18 protein-coding genes and 1 pseudogene are annotated in these 25,175 nt (G+C 37.3%); 13 read left to right on the top strand and 6 right to left on the bottom strand.

Translation table 11 applies throughout. The annotated features are described in order from the left end of the window. Positions 1-43 precede the first annotated feature (43 nt). The 5 genes from B5488_RS12035 (at position 44) to B5488_RS12015 (ending at position 7,685) form a co-directional block, all read left to right on the top strand. Complete coding sequence (locus tag B5488_RS12035) at positions 44-931, top strand: DMT family transporter (protein ID WP_079735485.1); 888 nt, start codon at positions 44-46, stop codon at positions 929-931. A 306-nt stretch (positions 932-1,237) separates the two neighbouring features. Beyond that, entirely contained in the window at positions 1,238-3,775 is a 2,538-nt protein-coding gene (locus B5488_RS12030; RefSeq protein ID WP_079736606.1) for a glycoside hydrolase family 9 protein, read from the top strand. 247 nt (positions 3,776-4,022) lie between these two features. Further along, positions 4,023-6,500, top strand: a complete 2,478-nt coding sequence (locus B5488_RS12025; RefSeq protein ID WP_079735484.1) for a glycoside hydrolase family 9 protein — start codon at positions 4,023-4,025, stop codon at positions 6,498-6,500. Between the two features lie 378 nt (positions 6,501-6,878). Further along, on the top strand, positions 6,879-7,064 hold the full coding sequence (locus tag B5488_RS12020; protein ID WP_079735483.1) for a hypothetical protein: 186 nt from the start codon (positions 6,879-6,881) through the stop codon (positions 7,062-7,064). Between the two features lie 12 nt (positions 7,065-7,076). Next, complete coding sequence (locus tag B5488_RS12015) at positions 7,077-7,685, top strand: response regulator transcription factor (RefSeq protein WP_079735482.1); 609 nt, start codon at positions 7,077-7,079, stop codon at positions 7,683-7,685. A gap of 401 nt (positions 7,686-8,086) precedes the next feature. Here the strand turns inward: B5488_RS12015 and B5488_RS12010 are convergent, their stop codons facing one another. Then, positions 8,087-11,320 carry a T9SS type B sorting domain-containing protein gene (locus tag B5488_RS12010; protein WP_079735481.1) on the bottom strand — a complete coding sequence of 1,078 codons (3,234 nt, stop codon included), beginning with the start codon at positions 11,318-11,320 and terminating at the stop codon, positions 8,087-8,089. Positions 11,321-11,807: 487 nt separating this feature from the next. Between B5488_RS12010 and B5488_RS12005 the strand changes: the two genes are divergently transcribed. Together B5488_RS12005 and B5488_RS18410 are read left to right on the top strand one after the other, a co-directional pair. Further along, complete coding sequence (locus B5488_RS12005) at positions 11,808-14,099, top strand: IPT/TIG domain-containing protein (protein ID WP_079735480.1); 2,292 nt, start codon at positions 11,808-11,810, stop codon at positions 14,097-14,099. A 97-nt stretch (positions 14,100-14,196) separates the two neighbouring features. Then, positions 14,197-14,436 (top strand): annotated as a pseudogene (locus tag B5488_RS18410) (tyrosine-type recombinase/integrase); the annotation flags it as partial. A 49-nt stretch (positions 14,437-14,485) separates the two neighbouring features. On the opposite strand, the gene B5488_RS11995 reads toward B5488_RS18410, so the two are convergent. Both B5488_RS11995 and B5488_RS11990 read right to left on the bottom strand, forming a co-directional pair. Beyond that, positions 14,486-15,811, bottom strand: a complete 1,326-nt coding sequence (locus tag B5488_RS11995) for a serine hydrolase domain-containing protein (RefSeq protein WP_079735479.1) — start codon at positions 15,809-15,811, stop codon at positions 14,486-14,488. Between the two features lie 8 nt (positions 15,812-15,819). Beyond that, on the bottom strand, positions 15,820-16,287 hold the full coding sequence (locus B5488_RS11990) for a MotA/TolQ/ExbB proton channel family protein (protein ID WP_079735478.1): 468 nt from the start codon (positions 16,285-16,287) through the stop codon (positions 15,820-15,822). A 280-nt stretch (positions 16,288-16,567) separates the two neighbouring features. Between B5488_RS11990 and B5488_RS11985 the strand changes: the two genes are divergently transcribed. Beyond that, positions 16,568-17,575 (top strand): sensor histidine kinase, encoded by a 1,008-nt coding sequence (locus tag B5488_RS11985; protein ID WP_231919732.1) that lies wholly within the window; start codon positions 16,568-16,570, stop codon positions 17,573-17,575. Then, entirely contained in the window at positions 17,568-17,903 is a 336-nt protein-coding gene (locus B5488_RS11980) for a LytR/AlgR family response regulator transcription factor (RefSeq protein ID WP_079735476.1), read from the top strand. The genes B5488_RS11985 and B5488_RS11980 overlap by 8 nt, the downstream gene beginning before the upstream one ends. 51 nt (positions 17,904-17,954) lie before the next feature. Here the strand turns inward: B5488_RS11980 and B5488_RS11975 are convergent, their stop codons facing one another. Then, entirely contained in the window at positions 17,955-19,193 is a 1,239-nt protein-coding gene (locus B5488_RS11975; protein ID WP_079733433.1) for an IS256 family transposase, read from the bottom strand. 183 nt (positions 19,194-19,376) lie between these two features. Here B5488_RS11975 and B5488_RS11970 point away from each other — a divergent pair, with 183 nt between their 5' ends. Beyond that, a complete protein-coding gene (locus B5488_RS11970) occupies positions 19,377-19,664 on the top strand; it encodes a LytR/AlgR family response regulator transcription factor (RefSeq protein ID WP_079735475.1) in 288 nt (95 codons plus the stop codon). A 614-nt stretch (positions 19,665-20,278) separates the two neighbouring features. Here B5488_RS11970 and B5488_RS11965 read toward each other — a convergent pair. After that, on the bottom strand, positions 20,279-21,517 hold the full coding sequence (locus B5488_RS11965; RefSeq protein WP_079733433.1) for an IS256 family transposase: 1,239 nt from the start codon (positions 21,515-21,517) through the stop codon (positions 20,279-20,281). A 151-nt stretch (positions 21,518-21,668) separates the two neighbouring features. Next, complete coding sequence (locus B5488_RS11960; RefSeq protein ID WP_079735474.1) at positions 21,669-22,673, bottom strand: hypothetical protein; 1,005 nt, start codon at positions 22,671-22,673, stop codon at positions 21,669-21,671. Positions 22,674-22,831: 158 nt separating this feature from the next. On the opposite strand from B5488_RS11960, the gene B5488_RS18195 reads away from it, so the two are divergent. The 3 genes from B5488_RS18195 to istB all read left to right on the top strand — a co-directional run bounded on the left by B5488_RS18195 (position 22,832) and on the right by istB (position 25,107). Next, positions 22,832-23,584, top strand: a complete 753-nt coding sequence (locus B5488_RS18195) for a hypothetical protein (RefSeq protein ID WP_231919731.1) — start codon at positions 22,832-22,834, stop codon at positions 23,582-23,584. Positions 23,585-23,700: 116 nt separating this feature from the next. Beyond that, entirely contained in the window at positions 23,701-24,354 is a 654-nt protein-coding gene (locus B5488_RS18190; RefSeq protein ID WP_231919730.1) for a Mu transposase domain-containing protein, read from the top strand. Positions 24,355-24,378: 24 nt separating this feature from the next. Then, complete coding sequence (istB, locus tag B5488_RS11950) at positions 24,379-25,107, top strand: IS21-like element helper ATPase IstB (protein ID WP_079735473.1); 729 nt, start codon at positions 24,379-24,381, stop codon at positions 25,105-25,107. Positions 25,108-25,175 lie beyond the last annotated feature (68 nt).

Below are 25,175 nucleotides of genomic sequence, written 5' to 3'. Positions count from 1 at the left end.
CAAACATGGAATAAGCTCAGCAGGTGATTGGAAAATAGCTATTATGAAAAGAAGTACAATTTTATTAATTGTAGGCTTTGTTTTATTATGGAACTCCGGCTTTATAGGTGCTGAATACGGGCTTCCCTATACCGGACCATTTACGTTAATTTTCCTTCGATACCTTGCAGTAACTGTATTACTGGTTCTATACCTGGCTATAAGAAAAAGATTGAATTGGGTAGGTTTTAGAGCGGCTTCATTAAATATGCTCATTGGTTTCCTGGCGCATGGGGTATGGCTTACTTGCGTTTTACTAGCCCTTGCTGAGGATGTTCCGGCAGGAATTGTTGCTCTCATTGTGGCCTTGCAGCCTCTTGCCACTGGCGCTCTTTCCGGTTATGTTACCAATGAAAAAACAAATACATACCAATGGTGGGGCTTAATACTAGGCTTTATAGGTGTGGTCCTCACTGTAGCGTTTCGAATAGATTTTAGCAACTCCAGCTCAATTTTCGGTTATCTAATTCCTTTAGGGTCTGTTATAGGAATTACCATTGCTACTCTAATTCAGCGCAGAATGGAAATAAATGATAAAAACGAAAAACTACCTCTAGACCAAACCCTCTTTTATCAAAGCTTTGCTACTGCGCTGGCTTTGGCTTTTCCGGCGATTTTTATAGAAAATGTAGCTGCAGAATGGGTACCTGAATTTACTTTCTCAATGATATGGCTAATTTTAGCCGTGTCTCTCGGAGCTTATATTCTCATGTGGCGTTTAATCGAGCGGCTTGACGCTACTCGAGTAGCAAGTTTGTTTTACCTGGGGCCACCAATAACTATGCTAATGGCCTGGTTGGCTTTTGGTGATACAATTAAGATTATGGATATCGTTGGACTTAGCGTAGTTTTCCTCGGCGTTATATTAACTTCCAGGGGGAATTCAAAGTAAATTTATTCCTCTTCAGAAGCCCTCTGTTTTTAAATAGAAAAGCACATTAAAAAATCAGATTTATTCAACTTCTTCGGGATTTAAGCTCACAAAACCATTAATTTAGCTTATTCCATCTTTATATAAATGCTGAATAATTCCTTCAATAATATGTCATTCGACTATATTAACTTTTTCAGAATTAGAACCTATTCTTTTTATTTATCCCAACATTAAAATAATTAATCTTTTTTCATTTAATTCCCTGGAAAATAATAAAGTGTGTTTTTAACAATTATTTTTTACATTTATAAAAAATATATAATTATGCGTAAAAAATTACCAAATTGGAATTGGGTGCTAATTGTTTTTTTCACGTTAGGTACAGGTCAAATTTTTGCCCAACTCAACCTTAATGAAAAAGAATATTTTGAAACCCAGGGGCTCAACGTTCTCGTTTTTAGCAACGAGTATAACGGATTCTTTTTTGATGAGAAGAACGCAGGAATTGAACTTATTCACCACGGAATGAGGAGTAGTACCGGAGGTGCCGTAAGATTACAAAACACCCCGGAACAATGGGATCTAGTGCCTTCACTTGTAGAACGTACGGTAGATCGGGCTTCAAATACTATAGAGGTAACTACCCGGTATGAACAACTGGATTTCACATCAAAAATCATCGTCAAAGCCGAAGGAAAAGGAGTAAATATTTCTGTTCATCTCGATAAACCTCTTCCTGAAAATTTGCAAGGGAAAGCAGGATTTAATTTAGAATTTTTACCGGCTGCTTATTTTGAAAAAACGTATCTGGTAAACGGGAACCCTGGTATATTTCCACTTTATCCATCTGGGAACACCCGTATAAAACCAATAAGCGAAAAAATACCTCAGTTTGCCGGTCATTCTACTTTGGACAACCGGGGGGAAGAAGAATTTATAGAGCCGCAACCCCTTGCCAGTGGTAACACAATCATCCTGGCTCCCGAAGATCCTTACCACCACGTAAAAATTACTTCAGAAACTGAAATCTCTTTATTTGATGGAAGAAGCCTTGCCCAAAATGGCTGGTTTGTTACCCGCAGTATACTGCCGGCGAATAAAACCGGAAAGGTTTTGGAGTGGCATCTGGAAGCCAATACCGTTTCCAACTGGACACGTGAACCCAATATTGGATTCTCTCAAATAGGCTATCATCCAAAGCAAAAAAAGGTTGCGATTATAGAATTAGATAAAAATGACAGTCCATCACAAAGTGCCTCCTTATATCAGGTAACGCCGGAAGGAAACACGATTGAAAAGGCAAACAATAAAATTGATGTATGGGGGGAACATTTTAGATATAACTATGTTCAATTTGATTTTTCAGATATTACAGAAACGGGAATATATTATATTAAATATGGAGATCAAATAACAAATACCTTCCCTATAAGTGACCAGGTGTACAAAACGGCCTGGCATCCTACCCTTGATGTTTTCTTCCCGGTGCAAATGGACCATATGAAGGTGAATGAAGCCTACCGCACCTGGCACGGAAGACCTTTTATGGATGATGCTTTACAAGCTCCGCTTGATCAGGAACATTTTGACGGGTATAGTATGGGATCATCTACAGATACTAAATTTGAACCTTATGAACACATTCCCGGCCTGGATGTAGGTGGATGGTTTGACGCAGGAGACTACGACATCCAAACCGGCACACATTGCCTTACCATTACTGATCTTGTGGCATCCTGGGAAGAGTTTGGGCTGGAACGCGATCACACCTATATCAATCAGGAAAATCGATATGTTGATATTCATCGACCTGATGGAAAAATAGATATCCTGCAGCAAATCGAACACGGAACCCTGAATCTGGTAGCACAAATTAATAGTATTGGACACCCGGTTCGCGGGATAATAGTTCCTAACCTTCACCAGTATCATCATCTTGGTGATGCCTCTACAGAAACTGATAACCTGCCCTACAATCCAGATTTGGAGCCGTTTGAAAGCGATGGAGTGTCCAGCGGTGTTTTAGATGACAGATGGGTATTTTCTGAACGTTCTCCTTACCTCGATTACCGCACCGCCGGTGCATTAGCTGCAGCAAGTCGTGCTTTGAAAGATTACAATCCTTCCCTGTCTGAAGAATGCCTCGTATTAGCAAAAAAACTTTGGCAGGAAAATGAAAATATGCCCTCGCAAGACTCGTCTTCCGGCTATTTTGCACGTTTTCTCAAACTTAGTGAAATGAATGCTTCTATGCAGCTTTATGTAACAACTAAAGAGGCAAAATATGCTAAAGCTTTTGAGTCTAAAATCTGGGAAGCGATGGATGAAAGTTTGGATAGAACTATTGATATAGCCTTACACGCTGCGCCTCATATGGACGGGAAATTCAATAAAAAACTGAAAACTTATGTTCAAAAATATGTTGACGAAATTGACCAGTTAGAAAAAGACAATCCTTACGGGGTGCCTATGTTCCGCAGACCGGGTTGGGGTGGAAATCACGGGATTATTGATTTTGCCATCGCAAATTACAGGGCGCATAAATTATATCCAGACCTGGTAGACAAAGAACATGTATTTAAGGGATTACATTATATTTTTGGAAGACATCCGCATTCTAATCTCTCTTTTGTTTCGGGAGTAGGGACAAAAACTAAAAAAGTTGCCTATGGGAGTAACCGGGCAGACTTCAGCTTTATTGCGGGAGGAATTGTACCGGGCATTTTGTTGATGAATCCTGATTTTCCGGAGAATAAGGAAAACTGGCCTTTTTTCTGGGGCGAAAATGAATATATAGTAGATATTGGAGCAAGCTATATTTTTCTTGTTAATGCCACAAATGAACTCCTGAACGAAAAATAAATTACTGATACAAAAAGGAGGCTGTTAGTTAAAGTTAAACGGCCTCCTCTTTTTTACTCTTATTATTAAAATGAATATTTAACTACTTATAATCTACTTATATTCAGAATATAAACGCTTTTCTAGCTCTTCTTCCGTTTTTTCCTTAATTTCAAAAAAAGAATAGCTTTTCGATTAAAATAAAGATTAAAAATTACCAACTAACCTATAAATCTTTCTCTATAGTTTATAGCCAAACTTCAACAATATGAAATCACTATTACTTTCCTTTCTAATTTGTTTTTCAATAACAACAATTTTTGCCCAAAACCAGGGAGACAGCTTAAGAATTAATGAGCAGGAATATCTTGAAATGCGCGGTCTTAACGTAATGCTTGCGCACGATTTTTATCCGGAAAGCCATCAGGGCGGCGTTGGAATAATCCAAAACGGGATTAGGGTGGCCACCAACGGAGATTTACGCCTGGAGCCTACACCCGGGCAATGGCAACCGGTTCCAAAAGTTGGAGAACGTGTTGTAGACCGGGAAAAGAATGAAATAAGTGTAAAAATGGCTTATCCCGACGAAGCCAAAAACCGAACAGGCTTTAATCCTATTGAATATCCCGATTTGGAATTTTCTTATAATCTAAAAATAATTCCGCAGGGAAAATCTTTTAAAATCGTGGTAGACCTGGATGAACCTTTGCCTGAAGAATGGATTGGAAAAGTGGGTATGAATATCGAATTCTTCCCCGGCTACCTTTTCGGAAAATCATATTATATGGATAACGAATTCGGCCTTTTTAACCGACAGGCAAACGGCCCAGGATCCTATGATGATGAAAATGAATATCAAATTAGCCCAATGGCTACGGGTCAAAAACTGGTTATTGCTCCCGGGACTCCCAGACAAACTTTAAAAATAGAAAACCTAAAAGGAAATACGTTAGAATTAATAGACGGCCGTGCGCAACATAGTAATGGCTGGTTTGTGGTAAGGTCACTGGTACCTTCAGGAGCAACAAAAAATGCTGTTGAATGGCTTATTACACCCAATACGTTGGAAGATTATACCTACGATCCTGTAGTTCAAATTTCCCAGGTTGGTTATCATCCCGTTCAGGAAAAAATAGCCGTGATAGAAACCGATCAAAATGATACCGATCTGAAAAAAGCCAAATTATTACGTGTAAATAATGAAGGTGGTTTTTCCGAAATAATTTCAGAAAATCCTTCGGAATGGGGTGAATTTCTTAGGTATAAATATTATCAGCTGGATTTTACCAAAATCGAAGAACCCGGAATGTATATTATAAAATACGGCGATTATACCACTGAAACTTTTCAAATTAGCAAAAACGTTTATAAACGTGAGGTTTGGCAACCCACTTTAGAATATTTTTTACCGGTGCAAATGTGCCATATGCTGGTAAACGATAGGTACAAAATCTGGCACGGCCGCTGCCATTTAGACGATGCGAGGATGGCGCCGATAGATACCAATCATTTTGATGGATACCTGCAAGGTCCCGAAACCTTAACCAGTTTTGAACCCGGCGAGCACGTTCCCGGGCTTGATGCCGGCGGCTGGCACGATGCCGGAGATTACGATCTTAGAATAGAATCCCAGGCTTCTACCATACAGGGCCTTTCGCATATTTATGAGATTTTTCAGGAAGATTATGATAATACCACGATAAACCAGGAAACCAAAACGGTCGATATTTTGCAACCCGATGGAAAACCCGATTTTCTTCAGCAAATAGAACACGGTACCATTCATATTGTAAATGGCTATAAATCTTTGGGCAGGTTTTATCGCGGGGTAATTGTTCCCACGTTAGATCAATATGTTTTATTGGGAGACCCCGTAAATCATTCTGATGGGGAGATTTATAAAGAAACCAGTACTTCAAAAGAAATTCCGTTAGGCCAGGAAGGAGCACCCGATGATCGCTGGGTGTTTACCGAAGAGAATCCCCGCAGGGAATTGCAAAGTGCCGCTGCATTGGCTGCAACTTATAGAACACTAAAAGATTTTAATAGCGAACTTGCTGAAGATGCTCTGGATATCGCCAAAAAAACCTGGGAAAATACCAGTACAGATAATCCCGTACACAAACTTAGTTTAAGTGTAGAGCTTTTCAGAAGTACTTCTGAAGCGAAATATCAAGAATTTATAACAGAAAATACTGAAATCTTTAGTGAAAATATTGCGCAAACCGGCTGGGTTCTCGCACCCGTTTTTGATGAAATTCAGGATGAAAATTTTAGAAATAAAATAAAAGCTTCCGTAGAAAATTATTACCAGGAAGTAGAAAAATTAGGAGCGCAAACTCCCTACGGAATGCCTTATACACCCGATATTTGGGGTGCTGGCTGGGGAATTCAGAATTTTGGAATGAAACAGTATTTTTTACATACTGCTTTTCCTGAAATTTTTCCGAAGAAATATATGCTGAATGCGCTCAACTTTGTATTGGGGACGCATCCTGGCGTAAATACTTCTTCTTTCGCTTCGGGGGTTGGTTCACGCTCTTTAACCCAGGCATACGGTACAAATCGGGGTGATTTTTCTTTTACTCCCGGCGGAATTGGCTCTGGAACGGCACTAATTCGACCCGATTTCCCGGAATTGCTTGAATGGCCTTTCCTTTGGCAACAAACCGAATATGTTTTAGGCGGTGGTACAACAGATTACTTGTTTTTAGTACTGGCAGCCGATAAATTGTTAAACGAATAATTGAGAAGATCTCCACAGTAAACAAGCTCAGAACTTTCAAATCTCAATTATCGAGTAAATTACCTTTAAAGTGGTATTTTATAAATGATTTTCTGTTTCTATCTTAGCCTGGTCAAATTACTAATTGTAGTAGCGGGTTAGGATTCACAAAGAAGATTTGGTAGGGCTAACTTCTTAAATGTTTGATTTGGGGATTAACATTTATGAGTATCTAATTTCTAATACCATTAAAAAGTATTTGGCGCAAAAACCTTCAGAATTTTCCTGGAGGTTTTTTCATTTACATAATTTTCTCATGGAAAGGTTGAAAAGACTAATATAAATAATTAAGCATCTTTTAAAATTCCTATATTTAATACGATTAAACAATCGCACTTTATGCAAAAGGATTTCGAAAAAATCTCAAATTACTGGGAGGAGATGTATTCCCGCCAGGTAAAAGAGTATCGGCCGTTTGAAATCTCTGAAGAGTTTAAAAGATTTGCCACTATTTTCGCCCCGGGAGACTCCTATTTATATATTGTAAACCTTCATAATTTTGGGCTGGAATATGTTTCTGATTAGGTAGAGCGTTTTGTGAATAAAAAGGCCCGAGATATTACGCTACAGGATTTATTGCAAACCGTGATCCCGGAAGAAATGGAAATTATAAGCCTTAAAAGTAAGGTTATCAATAATTTTTATACCTCGTTTCTTGATAAAGAAAGTGTGTTAAGCTATAAAAATATGTTTTCTTATAGAATGAAAGATGCCAGCGAACAAACACGAACCATGTTGTACCAGGCATTCCCATTAAGTGTTTTAGAAAATGGAACCCCGGAGCATGTATTGTGCATTCAAACCGATGTTTCCCACCTTAAAGTAGCCAGTACAAAAACAGTTTCTTTTATTCATATAAACGGCGGAAAATCTTATTATAACATAGCTATTTCTAAAGGTGAATTCGATCCCGGGGAAAATGCAGATGCCAATTTCTCTGAATTTCTTACAGAAAAGGAAAAACTGATAGTGTGTAGACTATCCCGAGGATTAAACGCCGAACAAATCGCGAAAGAACTAAACCTCTCCCCTCACACCATTAAAACGCATAGAAGGAACGTGCTGCAAAAAAGCGGTTGCCGAAACACCACCGAATTAGTTGCCAAATGCCTTACTACCGGAATAATTTCCCCGGGGCTGGGTTGAAAGGAGATTGGATGATAAGGATAAGTTTTTTTTAATTCATTTACTGAATTTCCTTTTGGAAGAATGTCTCTATTTCTACCTTTAGAATAGTTAAAACCAGTTTACCCCAAAATCTTATAAATTTATTAAACATTAACCGAGTCCCGTTAAGGAATTACATAAAGCACCTATAATTTAAATCTTCCAGTTCTGTTAAATTTGATATGGAAAAAAATTGAAGACAGTGTTTTTTGAAAAACGGCCACACCATTGGCGAAACAAAACCACAAAAAGTGGTCCCACCCAGGCTCAAGAAACAGGGGGCTCCTTTGATTATAATTAAGTATAAAATGGTCTACTCAAGTTTACCTATATTTTTATTTCAATAAACTGTGCTTAAATGATAAAAGGATTATTCCGAATTATCGAATTAGGGTAAAGTGTCCTGTTTTTAATTCGTTATTTACGGTTGAAATTTCAAACCAATAATCATTTTCTGGCATTATTTTTCCATCAAAGGTGCCATCCCAGCCTTTGCCTTGAGGGTCAATGCTTATTAAAAGTTTTCCATATCTATCGTAGATATTTATATAAGAAATTCTTGGTCCTGTATTTCCTTTTAACTGCCAAAAATCGTTATATCCATCATTATTTGGAGTAAAGAATTTAGGGTAATCCAGAATGGTTATAAGCTTTTGAAGAATATCGCATCCACCAATTTGGCGCGCAGTAAGAGAATGCGTTCCGCCGGTTAAATTTTCAAAAACCGGACTATTTTGAAAAGCACTGCCATCTAATGAGTACTCAAAAGTTAAATTTGAATTGATTATGACCTCAATAAAATTATTCTTACTAAATTCTTCCACCCTAATTTCATAATCCTCAATTGGTTGAAAATCAGTTTTTGTTACGGAAACATGAGCCACTGATGTCCCACATGTATTAGAAACTTCATAAGAATATACCCCCTCAGGATCAATCGCTGGATTAAACACTCCATTGCCGGAGGATAAGCTGGGCGTCCATTTCCCATTAATCTGTGGATTGCCCCTTAAGCTATTAAATAAATCTACTGCATCAGCATTTTTGCATATTTCAAGGTTCCCATTCTCTCCGGCATTGGGCCCTGGTATAATAGAAATTGTAACTTCTGATGAATCTGTTTGATCATTATCATTGGTTACGGTATAAACATATGTTCCAGCTGAATCTACCTGGGGATCAAACAAATTTCCGGATAGTTCTGGATACCAATTTCCTCCCTCGTCAGGACTCCCTGACATTAATTCCAGTAAGTTGATGGGGGCTACATCTTTACAAATTTCTAAAGTTGCATTATTGCCGGCATTAGGCAGCGTGTTAAGATTCACATGAATTTGCGAAGATGTTATACCGCAAATAGTATTCTCTACCGTATATGTATAAATACCTTCATTATCTAAGGAAGGATTAAATATGCCATCAGCATTTGAAAGCTCTGGTTTCCAAACACCACCTGGATCTGGATTGCCACCCAGGCTATCAAACAAATTAACAGGATTACTATGTATGCCTATAGTAAGAGCTCCAATTTCCCCTGCACTGGGAGTCTCTCCAATATTGACGACTATTTCACTAGATTCAGGTTCACAGCTATTGTTTGAAACCGTATAAGTGTAAATCCTGGCTGAATCCAAAAATGGGTCGAATATTTCTGTGCCACTTGCCAAGGGTGGGGATAAAGTTCCTCCTTCCATAGGATTACCATTTATTTTACTAAATAAATTGAAAGGAGCATCCTGCGAACAAACTTCAACACTGGTATTTTCTCCAGCATTATTTTTTTCTTCAATTTCTATAGTAACCATCGCAGAATCTTCCCCGCAAATTCCATTTTTAACGATATACGTATAACTGCCTGGAGCATCTTTAGTAGCATCAAAAATGCTATTACCACTTTCTAAAGTTGGGTTCCAAATACCACCTTCATCTGGGTTTCCAGTTAATTCCTTAAACAAATCAATGGGTTCATTAATATTACAAATAGAAATATTTCCATTTTCTCCCGCACTTAGCGTATTCCATTCCTGAAAGTCGGGAATACCATTATTATCAGAATCTAATGGTGTAGTATAACCATCCCCAGTATTTATTACAAGCCCATTTTCATCAACTTCAACGGGCGAGTCTCCTAATGTCCCATCCTGATTCTCATCTAAAAATCCAGCTTCTGTGACATCATAACATCCATCATTGTCGCTATCTAAATCCATATGGTCTGGAAAATCATCGCCGTCAGAATCTCTATTAGGATCGCCATTCTGTTCTACCGTATCTAGAATCCCATCATTGTCATCATCCAGGTCTATATCATCTGGCACTTCGTCATTATCAAAATCGGGAATGCATTCTCCCCTCACTTCCTGTACGCTACTGCAGGCTGAGGGATTATCTACAATAGAAATATCTCCATCTACCGTACCATTCGTTAATATATTGCAAATTGCGGAGCAATCTGACAATACAGGGTTACTTCTTATCGCTATACCGATTTCTCCTATTGATAAAAGATTTTCTAATCCATTTAGATTTTCCAACGATTCATTCATCTGGATATTTAATGATCTAGTTGCTTTTAGATTACTAAAGCCAATAAGGTTAGTTAATTTTTTATGTCTAGTAATTCCTAGTTCTCCAAAAAGTTTTTGTAGATTTCTAAAGCCAGAAATAGCAGTGAGTTGGTCATTTCTTCCAATATATAAATTGCCCCAAGATGGGTCCAGGTTTCCAATTACTTCAAGATTATTAAAACTATCAATTCTGGTAAAGCCATTATCTATGAGCGATAACCCACTCCCTACTGTTTTAAGATTATCGAATGCTGGAATAACAGCTAATTCGGGATTTCTGTCAATTTCGAAATGACGATTCACTAGGCTTAAGTTTGAAAAACCTGCTATTTTGTTCAAAGATCTATTATCCAGGATACTAATATCTCTAACAACCTCTAGTAAAGAATTGAAGCCATTAATTTCAATAAGAGATGCATTATTTCTAATACTCAAATTGCCATCAAAGGACTCTACTGAATATTGGACTCCTATTTTAATTAAGGAATTAAAACCTGTTACTCGTTTTAACGAGTCATTATTTTGTATCACAAACGCACCATCAACTTGAGCTAATTTTTCAAAGGCTTCTATTTTTTCCAGACCATTATAATTTTCGTTTATATAAAAGTTTCCGCCTATTGTTTCTAGTTCTTCAAAGCCGCTTATAGTTTTAAAAATGGCAGAAGTTTGTCTAATAAACAAACCACCTTTTATGGTGTGTAAGTTATTAATTCCTTCAACTGACTGAAGTGAACGACAGTTATGAATTTCAAAATCCCCACCTACATAATTTAATGAAGCAAAGTTAGAAACCCCTGGGACATCTGCATATTTCACTTTTAGTGATCCCTCTACCCTTTTAATTCCAGTTATTCCAGAAATATCTGATACTTCATCTCCAATTAATAAATCACCGTTTATTATCTCGCAGGTATTATAATTTTGAATAAATTCTTCTACATCATTTTGAGTATTTAAAACAACATTTCCTACTGGACATTGGCCGAAAGTGATAAACGGAAATAAAATTATTAAAAGGAAGAGGAATTTATTTTTTTGGGGCATAGGAATTTATATTGACGAAAAGTCTAGAAAAAAATGAGTTTAAATGTATAGATAAATTTTAATTTTTAAAATTAAAAAACGGCCCTACCGGTTCCAAAACGATTTTCAATCTTTTTCTAATACTCTTCATATTAGGGAATATATTCCCCAGATATAATGTTTTTCAGGGATTGTATTCCCTAAATATAGTATTAGGCGGGAGCAATCTTCCATCCGTATTTATACATGATTAAAAAACACCCCTTTTTATAGCAATTTTTACCACCTGCACCAAGAACTAAAATAATTCGGATAAATTAGATACATTTCTTAGAAAAAACAGAATTCAAGGAATAAACTGAAGCTTAAAGCAATAATTTATCTTAAAAAAATATTAAATTAGCATCCGATTTACTTATTTCCTCCATTGCTTAAATTTTATATTCTTATCACTAATATGCATATTTCTAAGTCGTAGTGCTGATCAAGACCCCCTAACCAACAAACTATGAACAAAATTAACTACCTGCTTTGTCTCACCATTTTGGCCAATTTATTTTTTTCCTGTAGTTCAGATGATGAAGAAATTACCCCTCAAAATTCAAATCCCGAAGTTCTTTCTTTTGATGCTTCTGTAGGAGTAAAGGGTGGGGTACATTTCACTGCAAGTTATAAGTCTAATGGAAACGACATTGCAGAAGGAGGATTTGAGTATTCTGTAGACAGCCTTTTTAATAATAAATCCAGGCTTATAACTGAACCAACCTCAGATAACCAGCTAAAATATTTTCTTTCCAGTGGAATAGAGGAAAATGTTGAATATCATTACAGAGCTTTTGTAAAATCATCAACCGATTTGTTCTATGGAGATTCCGATAGTTTTATAGCTGATGGAAGTGTCGCCCCTCAAATAGATTCTATTTCACATGAGTATGCGCATATTGCTGATACACTTGAAATATACGGGCATTATTTTAAAGATGAGAACCATGAAACGAATGTGGAACTGAATAACAGGAATGGACAAATAATTTCTTTAAATGACAGCATAATTAAATTCAGAATTCCTGCCTCTATCAGTAATGTTATAAACGATGTACGGGTGAGGATTGATAACAGAGCAGATGTTTATTCCTCTTTTACGCTCTTTGCGCCAACTATAGAGACAATTAACCCGATAGTTGCTTTAATAGGGGATACCTTATTAATTGAAGGGAATCATTTTGATATCGCTAATTCCAGGAATAAAGTGTTTTTTGGTGACCAGCAATCTACAGTTATTGAATCTGATAGAGAGCATATTAAAGTAGTAGTGCCTAAAACTATTGAAAGTATTTCTGAATCTATTCTGCTAAATACACAATTACAGGATGTGTCCTACCCTACTTCTTTTCAACTGGCAGCACCAGAAATAAATTCTGTTTCTCCCCTTAATGCAACATTTAGAGATGAAATAACCATTACTGGAAATAATTTTGATTATGAGTTATCCAGGAACAAGGTCTATTTTGGAAATATCGAAGCAACAATAACTTATGCCGATAAAAACACTCTAAAGGTCCTGGTTCCAGATGAACTGGAAAGTAGTAATGAAGCTATAAAGGTAGTAGCCCAACTTCAGGAAGTGGTGTACGAAGAAAACTTTCAGTTGATTCCGCCAGAACTTAATTTTATTCCTCAAAATGTTAACGTAGATCAGGATATCACCATTGAAGGTAACTATTTCCACCCTATTCTTAATAAAAATAAGGTTACCATAGAAGATATTGAAGTAAATCTAACTTCCGGAAATCCAGAAAATATAAATACAAAAATTCCGTTAGGCCCATTTCCCAGGAGGAAGGCAATAGTTAAATTGACATTATTAGACCTCACCGTGGAATACGCAATTGAATTAAATATCATTGATAATTGGATAATGGTTTCGGACAGCCTTCCGTTTCGGTTTAGAAGAGGGCCTAAAAACGCCGTAGTGGTGAATGATGTGGCTTATATTCTGGCAAGAGAAAAAGATAATTATGCCGATGAGTCCGTCTATTTATGGAAATTTAATTCCGTAGATTTTACCTGGAAAAAAATAGACACAAGTGTTCCCGACCATAGCATATTTGCAAGCGGGATTTTAGAAACGAATGGTAGCGAAATTTTTTATTATACTTCCAACTCTTCAAATGAATTTTGGGAATACTCAGTAGATAGCAATACCTGGTCAAAACGTTCTGCTTTTCCGGGGGAAAGAAGGGATTATCCTGCTCATTTCACTATTGGAAATGATATCTATATAGGAATTGGAACGGATATGCAACCTTATACACCTGTAAGTTATAATGACTTTTATAGATACAATACCTCTTCCGATACATGGAGTCAAATAAGTGATTTACCCTTTGATATTTGGGGAGGAAATAGAAGAACAGGAATGGCCTCTTTTGTAATAGATAATGTAGCTTATTTAGCAGGAGGCGCCTCCAATACTGGCGATACAGATGCCTGGTCTTACAAACCAGGCTCAGATTCCTGGCAACAAATTGCAGATTTTCCAATGGCTAATCATGAATCAGTAGGATTTCAAATTGATGGCTTAGGTTATTTAACTGGAGGAGCTCCTATAGGCGGCAGCAGACTTAATAAATCATGGTCCTATTCTCCAGATACTAATTCCTGGGAAGAGAGTCATAGTATTATTCAAGGAAGAGGTTGGCACTTCTCATTCGTAATACATGGTAAAGCATATATTGGAGGAGGAGATAACTATTCCGGAGGAAGTTCATTAGATAATTTTTACGAATATATTCCATAATCCACTTCCTTATTACAGCAGAAATAAAAGACCCTATATATTTCCAATAATCCTTAGAGAGTAGCTCACTCCTACCCAATTAAACGACAGGAAAAGAAAAACCCTGAAAAAATTCAATAAAGATCTAAAGGAATTAGCAAGTCTCGCAGGAATTGATAAACACATTACGAGTTATGTCGGTAGGCATAGTTTTATCAACTGTTTAGAACAAAAAGGTGCAGGAACAGATATCATAAGTGAATCACTAGGCCATCAGGGTGTAAAAACTACCAAAGCTTATCTAAAAGAGCTCGTTACTGCCATACTGGATGAAGCCAGTGAATTATTGTTACAATAAATTCAAAACATCATAACTCAACCTTGAAATAGAGCTATTCTAGATCAAACTACTTTCTTTTAAGCTCATTTATCTTCCCTCCCTGTTCCAACATCATCTTATTTTCTGCAGGGATGAACGTAAGTTTAAGCATCAGCTGATCGGCTTTAAAAATATTTTCTCCTGCGGCATCCAGAGGAACCGGTGGTTGTCCAGTTCCCTGTACGTATACTATACCTTCTTTATGAAAAATTGCAACATCAATGGGAAATTCGTCGCTACCATAGTTTCCCGTATATTGTTCAAGTACTTCAGGATTAAGTGCCTTGGGTGGTGCGAAATCAGGAATTTGATATGGTAAACCAAGGGTGATTTTTACCGCTTCAAGAAAAATACTATTAAGGGGATAATCTGAGGCATTGGCGATATATGAAGCCGTTATTTTTTCTTTCGGAAAGTGGACCGCAATGGATGAAAAACCATCTATACCACCTCCGTGACCATAGACCTCAAAATCATTAAAGCTTAACTTCATTAATCCTAAACCAGTTCCATCATTTGTAGTTTTCATCGATTCTAGCGAAGCTTTTGAAACAAGATTTCCCTCAAACAAATTGTAATAAAAAATATTTAGATCTTCAGGTGTAGAAACAAGGCCTCCGGCTCCCATTGGCACACTCATATCCGTCTCCGGGGTTACCTCCCAGGCACCTTCAGTTTTTACATAAGATCTGGCCTGGTTGTCTTCAGCGTTAATTTCTTTCCCATAAAATGTATTTTTTAGACCAAGCTTATCAATAATTCTATCCTCTACTATTGCAGCATAATCTTTTTTCTCAATAATTTCAGCTATATAGGAAAGCAACAAATAGTTTGAATTGGAATAGCGAGTCTCATCGCCGGGTTCAAATAGGGTTCCATTTTTAATTATTCTTTTTAGCATAGTTTCCCGGGTTTGTGGTTCTTTCATCCAGGTGGTGAAATCCTCATCATCTGTCACATTAAATATTCCGCTTTCGTGTCGCAATAAATGTTCTAAAGTTATTTTTTCTGAGTTGGGTACTTCAGGGAAAAAATCACTCAAATAACTATCCAATTTCAGCTTATCTTCTTCTATAAGTTGCATAATAACGACCGCAGTAAAGGTTTTTGTAATAGATCCAATCCTATATTTTGTAGTCGCATTTGCTTCCACATTTTTTTCTACTTCTGAAAAGCCTATGGATCGCTGATAAAACTCCTTTCCGTTAGAGAAAATGGAAATACTTCCCATTCCCTTCTCTTTTGAATTAACAATGTCAAATAAGCTGTCCAGGGTTTGAGCTCGTTGGTTATCCTGAGCATTAACGAGGTATCCCGATAAAACCAGAATGAATGGTAAGATTAATTTTTTCATAATATGTCTTATTTAAAATTGGTAGATGAATTAGACTCCTTAGAAAAGACAGATTTACCATTTTTTTCCTGAAAGGGTTTAATCGAATGAAGTAAAATGGTAGACAATCGCGTAAAGAGAAAAATAAAGGCTCCGAATAAAGTAGGAAGCATGGTTGTTTTTAAACCATCGGCGAAATCTCGCGGAGTTGTTCCCTCAAAGGAACTGAGATAATCCAGGGTATTGATTAGTTGAATTAACTGTCCAAAAACCCCAAGCACCAAAGCAAAAAGTCCCAGAGAGTTTATAAGGATAATAGTCTTCTCTATTTTCGGGTTTCTATTTCGAACCAAATAGATTCCTCTAGCCAGAAGAATTAAACCTATAATTCCAACAATCAGGATAAGCATCATTATAAAAAATCCTCCTTCCTCAAACCTGGCAGCAAGAACCTCAAATAAACTTCTGTGCGCTCCTTCTTGTAATGCAAATGTCATAATTCTATTTTTAAATTGTCATTATTCAAATCTAAAGCCTTTTTCCAGGGATCGATTTAAAAGTCGATGAGCAACTACTTCCTAGCTGTTTTTAACTGAATTTCTTCTCTTTACGGTTAAATTAAACTGAAGCAGTTAAATGAAGCTAAAAAGGTGTTATTCATCGCAATTAAGTAAATTTCATTAAAATAATTTGGATATTGTACTGGTTATGAAGCTTAACCGATTTGCATATTTCTTTTTGAGGAAAATTCTGTTGCACAGCATTTTTTGGATTCTTGTGCTACTTTTTTTTTCCTACTTTTTGGGTGCTCCCAATGAAGATATCTTTTATTCCGGTTCTTTTTCGGTATTTCTCTTACCGGTAACGATCATCACTACTTACATTATAATTTACTATCTCATCCCTAATTTTTTACTTAAAAAAAGGTATCTACTTTTTATTCTTTATAGCTTTTACACGCTGGTTTTATCTGCTTTTGCCATTGTACTTTCTATCTTCTACGGACTCGTTTTTGTATTGAATATGAACTATAGCGAAATGCCACCGCTTAGTCGAAGTCTTTTATCTATGATGCTATTGGTGTATCTGGTGGTATTGTTAGTGAGCTCATTTACCCTGCTAAAACAGAATTATGCAGCTATAGCCAAAAACAAGTCTTTGGAGAATAAAATCCTGGAAGCGCAGTTGAAGCTCAAAGAACAAGAGTTGAATTACCTTAAATTGCAGGTTCATCCTCATTTCCTTTTTAATACACTTAACACCCTTTATGGCCACGCATTAAAAAAGTCTGAAGAAACACCCGATATGATCCTGAAGCTTTCAAACCTTCTTGATTATTTATTATATCAGGCAGATAAACCATTAGTGAGCCTTAGCAGTGAAATAGAACACATAAAAGATTATTTAAGCCTGGAAAAAATGAGGTATCGCAGTAACTTATTAGTTGCTCTTGATCTCCCTGAAAATATGAAAAATATTAGTATTGCACCTATGCTATTTATTCCTCTCGTGGAGAATAGTTTCAAGCACGGACAACTTATTGATGGAAAACTGAGTATAGATATTCAACTAAAAATAGATGAGGATAGTATAAGGTTTACTATAAAAAATTCTCTTAAAAGTATAGAAAACCAAGGTTTACAAAATGGAATCGGATTAACAAATCTGGAAAAACGATTGGAATTATTATACCCAGATCATCATTCTCTTTCAATAAAGAGAAACAGCAATTCTTTTGAAGTGCAACTCTTTTTAACGCATACTAAAGTTCACCAGCATGTCTAAAAAAATATCCTGTATTATAGTTGACGATGAACCCGTAGCAAGAGAAGTTATAGAGGCTCATTTATCTAAAATAAATAGTGTAAAGATAATCGGTACCTGCGGAAGTGCTGGTGAAGCATTTAGTTTGATCAATGAGCATAAAGTAGACCTAATATTTTTGGACATCAATATGCCTGAAATTTCAGGTTTGTCCTTTGCACGTTCAATCAATAATGATATTAAAATTATCTTCACTACAGCATATCGTGAATATGCCATAGACGGATTCGATTTGCAAGCGGTAGACTACCTCTTGAAACCCATTTCATTTGAAAGGCGGGAGTGTTAGCTCAACTCTGTCTGCTTCTTCTCCCGGGGGTACCCCCGGGAGAAGAAAATTTTAGTTTTTCGTTTCATTGGTGGCTAAGTCCAACTCTAGCCGACCTTCAAATTTAATAGCTAATTGTTGAACTACCAAACCCCAGTTCTGCAGTGGGGCGTTCCATTTCTTTTCAATTCTTCTGGTAGCTAGGTAAACCAGCTTCAATAGTGCCATATCATTGGTAAAAGCGCCTTTGGTCTTGGTTACTTTTCTTACCTGCCGGTGAAAAGCCTCTACGGCATTTGTGGTGTATATGAGTTTTCTAATGGGTGCGGTATATTCAAAATAAGCACTCAATCGGTCCCAGTTATCATTCCAGGAACGGATCACTATGGGATATCTTTTGCCCCATTTTTCTTCCAGATCCAGTAAAGCCGATTCAGCCTGGTCTTTGGTGTCAGCCTTGTACACCAGTTTAAGGTCTTTCATAAAATCTTTTTGATCCTTACTGGCCACATACTTCATACTATTGCGGATCTGGTGGACAATACATAGCTGAATATCAGTCTTGGGATAAACAGAATGAATGGCTTCACTAAAGCCCGTAAGATTATCCGTACAGGCAATCAGAATATCTTTTAAGCCACGGTTGTTTAATTGGGTCAGCACCTGAAGCCAAAAATTGGCCCCTTCACTTTCCGAGATATACATACCCAGCACTTCCTTTCTTCCAGCTTTATTTATTCCTAAAATATTATACAAGGCCTTGTGCTTTACTTTGCCTTCTTCGCGTACCTTGAAGTGCATCGCGTCGAGCCATAGGATGCAATATACCGGCTCCAAGGGGCGATCCTGCCATTCCTTAACCTTGGGAATCACCCGGTCCGTAATATCACTTAGAACGTGTGTGGATATCTTGGAATCATACATTTCCTCTATATGAGCTGAGATATCCCGCAGGCTATTGCCCATCCCGTACATGCCTATAATCTGCTTTTCTAAATTATCGGCCAGGATACGCTGGCGTTTCGCTACGATCTCCGGCTCAAAGGTACTGTTACGATCCTGGGGCGTGTTAATGGTGACGTCCCCTTGGCTGCTCTTTAGGGTCTTTTTGCCTTTGCCATTACGCTTATTACCTGCTTTTGAGCCTTTTTCTTCATCGGAAAGGTGCGAAGACATTTCTGCTTCCAGGGCCTCTTCCATAAACTCCCTAAGCATTGGAGCAAAAGCGCCGTTTTTGCCGGTTAGGGATTCTCCTGATAAAAATTGTTTTAATGCTTTTTCCTTTAATTCCTTAATCTCTTCTTGTGTCATAATCTAGTCTAAAAATTTTAATTTAATTTTCAAAGTCTAGACAGACTTGAGATTACACCCTCTGAAAGGCTTTTAAGGGCAATCAGTTCCTTTCATAAAATTCATTTCAATGAAGCAGAGCAACAAAAGGATGAAGAAAAAAAGGAGCTAAACGATTTTATATTTGTCCGTGCAGACCGTAAAATGATCAGGATCAACCTTAATGAAATTTCCTATATTGAAAGTTTGAGTGATTATTTAAAGATCCATACCTCCAGTAATCCGGTGGTCATTAGGGAAACAATCAGCAACATCGAAAAGGAACTTCCAGATTCAAAATTTATTAGAACACATCGTTCTTTTATTGTATCACTTGCAGCGTTGGAGTCCTATACCAATGAGTACTTAGAAGTTAAGGGAAAAGCTATTCCTATAAGCAGGAGTTATAAATCGTCCGTTTTAGAAAAATTAGAAAAATGGTCGGTACAATAGATCCTATTTTCTTTTTTAGCGTCCGTTCATCATATTCAGGGATTGTATTCCCCAATTATTATGTTTTTTATGGATTATATTCCCTGAATATTATAATTAAATGAGAAACCAACTCTTCAAAAACAGATTATATTCCAGTATCAGGCATCTCTCCATACATTCACACCCTATACCTTTAAGCCTTTGCAACAGTAAATTTAGTGTCAATTATTGAGATTAGATTTTCAAAATGGAACCTAAACTTCAAAGAAGTGCGAGCAGAATGAATCTGAAACTCTCCAGGAGTAATTATATCATATCGAATGGTTACACTATTTTTATCCTGGAATTTTTTGAATAATCCAATCCCTTAGTAAAGTTACAATCCTAAAACAAATTTCTCTACAAATTGTGAATTGATATTACTTCCTTCATTATAAGTTCATTTTCATATGATAACCAATAAATACTGGAAAATTGAAAAGTGGTGGAACTACTGGATAGATTTACAGTTAAAAAATGGCATTATACTCCGAAATAAAGATTACAAGCCTTCATCAGCATTTGACGTAAGGGAGTGTTAGCTCAACTCTGTCTGCTTCTTCTCCCGGGGGTACCCCCGGGAGAAGAAAATTTTAGTTTTTCGTTTCATTGGTGGCTAAGTCCAACTCTAGCCGACCTTCAAATTTAATAGCTAATTGTTGAACTACCAAACCCCAGTTCTGCAGTGGGGCGTTCCATTTCTTTTCAATTCTTCTGGTAGCTAGGTAAACCAGCTTCAATAGTGCCATATCATTGGTAAAAGCGCCTTTGGTCTTGGTTACTTTTCTTACCTGCCGGTGAAAAGCCTCTACGGCATTTGTGGTGTATATGAGTTTTCTAATGGGTGCGGTATATTCAAAATAAGCACTCAATCGGTCCCAGTTATCATTCCAGGAACGGATCACTATGGGATATCTTTTGCCCCATTTTTCTTCCAGATCCAGTAAAGCCGATTCAGCCTGGTCTTTGGTGTCAGCCTTGTACACCAGTTTAAGGTCTTTCATAAAATCTTTTTGATCCTTACTGGCCACATACTTCATACTATTGCGGATCTGGTGGACAATACATAGCTGAATATCAGTCTTGGGATAAACAGAATGAATGGCTTCACTAAAGCCCGTAAGATTATCCGTACAGGCAATCAGAATATCTTTTAAGCCACGGTTGTTTAATTGGGTCAGCACCTGAAGCCAAAAATTGGCCCCTTCACTTTCCGAGATATACATACCCAGCACTTCCTTTCTTCCAGCTTTATTTATTCCTAAAATATTATACAAGGCCTTGTGCTTTACTTTGCCTTCTTCGCGTACCTTGAAGTGCATCGCGTCGAGCCATAGGATGCAATATACCGGCTCCAAGGGGCGATCCTGCCATTCCTTAACCTTGGGAATCACCCGGTCCGTAATATCACTTAGAACGTGTGTGGATATCTTGGAATCATACATTTCCTCTATATGAGCTGAGATATCCCGCAGGCTATTGCCCATCCCGTACATGCCTATAATCTGCTTTTCTAAATTATCGGCCAGGATACGCTGGCGTTTCGCTACGATCTCCGGCTCAAAGGTACTGTTACGATCCTGGGGCGTGTTAATGGTGACGTCCCCTTGGCTGCTCTTTAGGGTCTTTTTGCCTTTGCCATTACGCTTATTACCTGCTTTTGAGCCTTTTTCTTCATCGGAAAGGTGCGAAGACATTTCTGCTTCCAGGGCCTCTTCCATAAACTCCCTAAGCATTGGAGCAAAAGCGCCGTTTTTGCCGGTTAGGGATTCTCCTGATAAAAATTGTTTTAATGCTTTTTCCTTTAATTCCTTAATCTCTTCTTGTGTCATAATCTAGTCTAAAAATTTTAATTTAATTTTCAAAGTCTAGACAGACTTGAGATTACACCCTCTGACGTAAAGCAATTAAATTCTCATAACATCAGGTCTATTGCTTCCTATGTTACAAAATACGTGACTAAGAACAATGCTAAGTTTGACTTTACCGCTGTATAAAAGATTGGATGAAAAAAATAAAAGCATCCCATACTCTCGCAACACTATTCCAACTTAGATAAAAAACTAGACTAGTAAGTCCTAGTGCAATAAAAAAAGTCACCCATCTAAGAGTTTTCAATTTATTATACTGATTCTCTAAAGTATTATTTTTTAATTGTTTTAATTCGGTGTGAATTTGACTTAGACTACTTATATGTTTAATTTTACTTTCATATCGATTAATATCATTTTTAATAGAATCTAAAGACTCTTCAATACTTTTAAAAAATATTTTATAAATCAATAAAATGAATAAATAACCAATTCCCAATAAGCTGAAATTTTTTACAGCGGATGGTTCGGAAAACTCTAAACGACTTATTAGAAATAAAAATGCAATTGGTATCCCAAAAATATAATTTGAAACTTTCCTTATTGTTTCGTGAATTTTATCATTTAATTCCTGAAAATACTGAAGTGAAGACGTTTTAATTTTCTCAAACGAAAAGCCTTCTAAATACGATTCAAAACTTGAATAATAATTCTCTTTTAATAAACTCCAGTTCTCAATTAAAAATGAATACTTCTTTTCCTTATTGGTAAAAATATTCATAAGTTCATTTACAAACAATTTACTTCTTTCCGACTTATGAATTCCTCCAAATATATCTTCTCTCATTTCCTTAACGTCATCAAGTGTCAAATTTTCTAATTCAGAAACTCCATATTCAATAGGTAAAATCAGACTGTTACCAACTCTATGAAAATAAACCTTGAGTTTTCCTGCAGTAATATTGCTATGATCCGCTAATTCTTTTACCAATCCTATAAGATGTAAGTTTTGGAAGTAAGATTGCATTAAGTAATGATCTTGATGCTCTTTTTCTGTTATTCTATACTGGTGTATATAATACTTCTCTAAAGTTAGCTCATACTTTTCTTTCTCAATAAACTCCGAAAAATTTTCAAAATAATTAGGGAAAAGACCTAGGTTGCAAAAAACGGTCATAGTATACCACCCTGGCCGGATTAAAGTGAACCACCTTGGCCGGGTCAAAGTGAACCACTTTAGCCGGGATAAAGTGAACCACTAAGAAATCGATTCTATTTGTAATAAGCCAAATGTCTTTTTTTGTAAAAAAGACCATGGCCAACAAACAGATAGATATGCGAAAAGTAAAACAGATTTTCAAGTTGTACAGCCAGGGCGTAAGTAAACGCCAGATAAGTTCTAGCTTGGGGTTGTCACGTAATACCATCACTAAATACATCGCCTTTTTTCAGCGTTACCAGTTTACAAGCTACGAGATCTCTGCCATGACTCTAGAAGAGCTACACAAGCTTTTTAAGTCAGACCAAAAGCCAAAGAGCGCTCAACTATTGACCCTGGAAAAATACTTTCCCTATTTTGATAAGGAATTACGTAAGACGGGAGTAACCAGGCAACTGCTTTGGCAGGAATATTATGTAAAACATCCTGATGGCTTTAAATTATCCCAGTTCAAATACTGGTACCATCAGTGGACTAAGGAAGTATCACCGGTGATGCACCTTACTCATAAGGCTGGCGATAAGTTGTTCATCGATTACACAGGCAAGAAACTTAGCATTGTGGATCGTCACACTGGAGAACTGCAGGATCTGGAAGTTTTTGTGTGCGTTTTGGGCAGTAGCCAATACACGTATGTAGAAGCTTCACCAAGCCAAAAGAAGGAAGATTTTATACGTAGCGTCGAGAATGCGCTTTGGTTTTATGGTGGGGTGCCCAATGCTCTGGTACCCGATAACCTGAAATCTGCTGTAACCAAGGGAGTCGTTATGAACCCAAGGTCAACGAGACGTTCTCTGATTTTGCAGAATATTATGAAACCGCAGTACTGCCCACAAGAACATATAAACCCAGGGATAAGGCCATTGTAGAAAACGCTGTACGGATTATATATACCAGGGTATTTGCACCGCTACGCCACCAGACCTTCCATAGCTTACCAGAAATCAATAAGGCAATACTTGAACTTCTAAAAACACATAATGAAATGTCCTTCCGGGGAAGAGAGTACTCCCGCCGTTCTTTGTTCGAAGAAGTAGAAAAACAGGAATTAAAACCCCTGCCTTTAAAACGGTATGAGATAAAAGCCTACGCCAATGGGACCATTCACAAGAACAGCCACATCTATTTTAGCAAAGACAAGCATTACTATAGCGTACCTTATCAGCACATAGGCAAACGCATCAAGATCATCTACTCCGATAGCCTGGTGGAGATATTCTATAAATTTGAACGCCTGGCCGCACATCCAAGAGAGAAAAGGAAATACGCCTATACTACAGTTAAGGAACATATGCCATCACACCATAGGTTTGTAAGTGAATGGAGCTCTGAAAAATTCATCGCCTGGGCAGCTCATATTGGAGTACACTGCAAAGGGTATATCACTGAAATACTGGACAAAAAACAACATCCCGAACAATCCTATAAATCCTGTCTGGGCATACTACACCTGGCAAAAAAAGTAGGGAACCTGCGCCTGGATAATGCTTGTAAGAGGGCTTCTGATTACGGGGCATACAATTACAATATTATTGATCGCATCCTTAAAAAAGGCTGGGATAATCTTGAAGAAAACCTCGAAGAGGAAATAGTCTTGCCCGATCACAAGAACATCCGGGGAGGCCATTATTACAAATAGAAAGGAACCATTAAAACCATGTATATGAATACGCAAACCTTAGAACAGATGAAACAATTAAGGCTCCACGGAATGATCAGGGCCTTCAACTCCAGCTTATCCCCGCAGAGCGTGGATTACACTAATGATGAGCTTGTAGCTTACCTTATCCAGTCCGAATGGGACGATCGCCAGAACCGAAAGGTAGAACGCCTAACTAAAACAGCCAGGTTCAGGTATAGCGCCATTATGGAGAATATCGATTATAACCACGAACGAAATATCGATAGAAATCAAATACAACGTTTTGCCACGTGCGACTTTGTAACACAAAAGGATAATATTTTAATCACGGGAAGCACCGGGGCAGGAAAAAGTTATATGGCATCCGCCATAGGTCATCAGGCCTGTTCATTAGGCTTCAAAACGATGTACTTCAACACTTCTAAGCTCTTTACCATGCTTAAAACATCCAAGGCTGATGGCTCTTATTTAAAGCAGGTAAACAAGATAGAAAAACAGGATCTGCTCATACTTGATGACTTTGGACTTAAAGGTCTGGATAATATTAACAGGCACTCCCTGATGGAAATAATTGAAGATAGGCACGGAAAAAAATCTACCATTATAGCCTCCCAGTTACCGGTAGAGGCCTGGTACGAGATTATTGGAGAACAGACCATTGCAGATGCCATATTGGATCGTTTAGTTCATACGGCTCACAGAATAGATATCAAAGGGGAATCAATGAGGAAAAAGCTTAAAAATAAATAGTAAATTTAACCACAATAGAATCGATTTTGAGCACTTAGTTTGCTATGCTCACTTTCATCCGGCGCACG

Source organism: Salegentibacter salegens (assembly GCF_900142975.1).
Classification (GTDB): Bacteria; Bacteroidota; Bacteroidia; order Flavobacteriales; family Flavobacteriaceae; genus Salegentibacter; species Salegentibacter salegens.
This window is presented reverse-complemented; position numbering and strand designations above follow the sequence as displayed.

What these genes read in the sequence shown, in the direction of transcription:
- B5488_RS12030 (WP_079736606.1), top strand. Translation starts at nt 1,238, where the DNA reads ATGCGTAAAAAATTACCAAATTGGAATTGGGTGCTAATTGTTTTTTTC.
- B5488_RS18190 (WP_231919730.1), top strand. Translation starts at nt 23,701, where the DNA reads ATGTCCTTCCGGGGAAGAGAGTACTCCCGCCGTTCTTTGTTCGAAGAA.
- B5488_RS11970 (WP_079735475.1), top strand. Translation starts at nt 19,377, where the DNA reads ATGATCAGGATCAACCTTAATGAAATTTCCTATATTGAAAGTTTGAGT.
- B5488_RS11995 (WP_079735479.1), bottom strand. Translation starts at nt 15,811, where the DNA reads ATGAAAAAATTAATCTTACCATTCATTCTGGTTTTATCGGGATACCTC.
- B5488_RS11965 (WP_079733433.1), bottom strand. Translation starts at nt 21,517, where the DNA reads ATGACACAAGAAGAGATTAAGGAATTAAAGGAAAAAGCATTAAAACAA.
- B5488_RS11990 (WP_079735478.1), bottom strand. Translation starts at nt 16,287, where the DNA reads ATGACATTTGCATTACAAGAAGGAGCGCACAGAAGTTTATTTGAGGTT.
- B5488_RS11975 (WP_079733433.1), bottom strand. Translation starts at nt 19,193, where the DNA reads ATGACACAAGAAGAGATTAAGGAATTAAAGGAAAAAGCATTAAAACAA.
- B5488_RS12035 (WP_079735485.1), top strand. Translation starts at nt 44, where the DNA reads ATGAAAAGAAGTACAATTTTATTAATTGTAGGCTTTGTTTTATTATGG.
- B5488_RS18195 (WP_231919731.1), top strand. Translation starts at nt 22,832, where the DNA reads ATGCGAAAAGTAAAACAGATTTTCAAGTTGTACAGCCAGGGCGTAAGT.
- B5488_RS12020 (WP_079735483.1), top strand. Translation starts at nt 6,879, where the DNA reads ATGCAAAAGGATTTCGAAAAAATCTCAAATTACTGGGAGGAGATGTAT.
- B5488_RS12025 (WP_079735484.1), top strand. Translation starts at nt 4,023, where the DNA reads ATGAAATCACTATTACTTTCCTTTCTAATTTGTTTTTCAATAACAACA.
- B5488_RS11960 (WP_079735474.1), bottom strand. Translation starts at nt 22,673, where the DNA reads ATGACCGTTTTTTGCAACCTAGGTCTTTTCCCTAATTATTTTGAAAAT.
- istB (WP_079735473.1), top strand. Translation starts at nt 24,379, where the DNA reads ATGAATACGCAAACCTTAGAACAGATGAAACAATTAAGGCTCCACGGA.
- B5488_RS12010 (WP_079735481.1), bottom strand. Translation starts at nt 11,320, where the DNA reads ATGCCCCAAAAAAATAAATTCCTCTTCCTTTTAATAATTTTATTTCCG.
- B5488_RS11980 (WP_079735476.1), top strand. Translation starts at nt 17,568, where the DNA reads ATGTCTAAAAAAATATCCTGTATTATAGTTGACGATGAACCCGTAGCA.
- B5488_RS12005 (WP_079735480.1), top strand. Translation starts at nt 11,808, where the DNA reads ATGAACAAAATTAACTACCTGCTTTGTCTCACCATTTTGGCCAATTTA.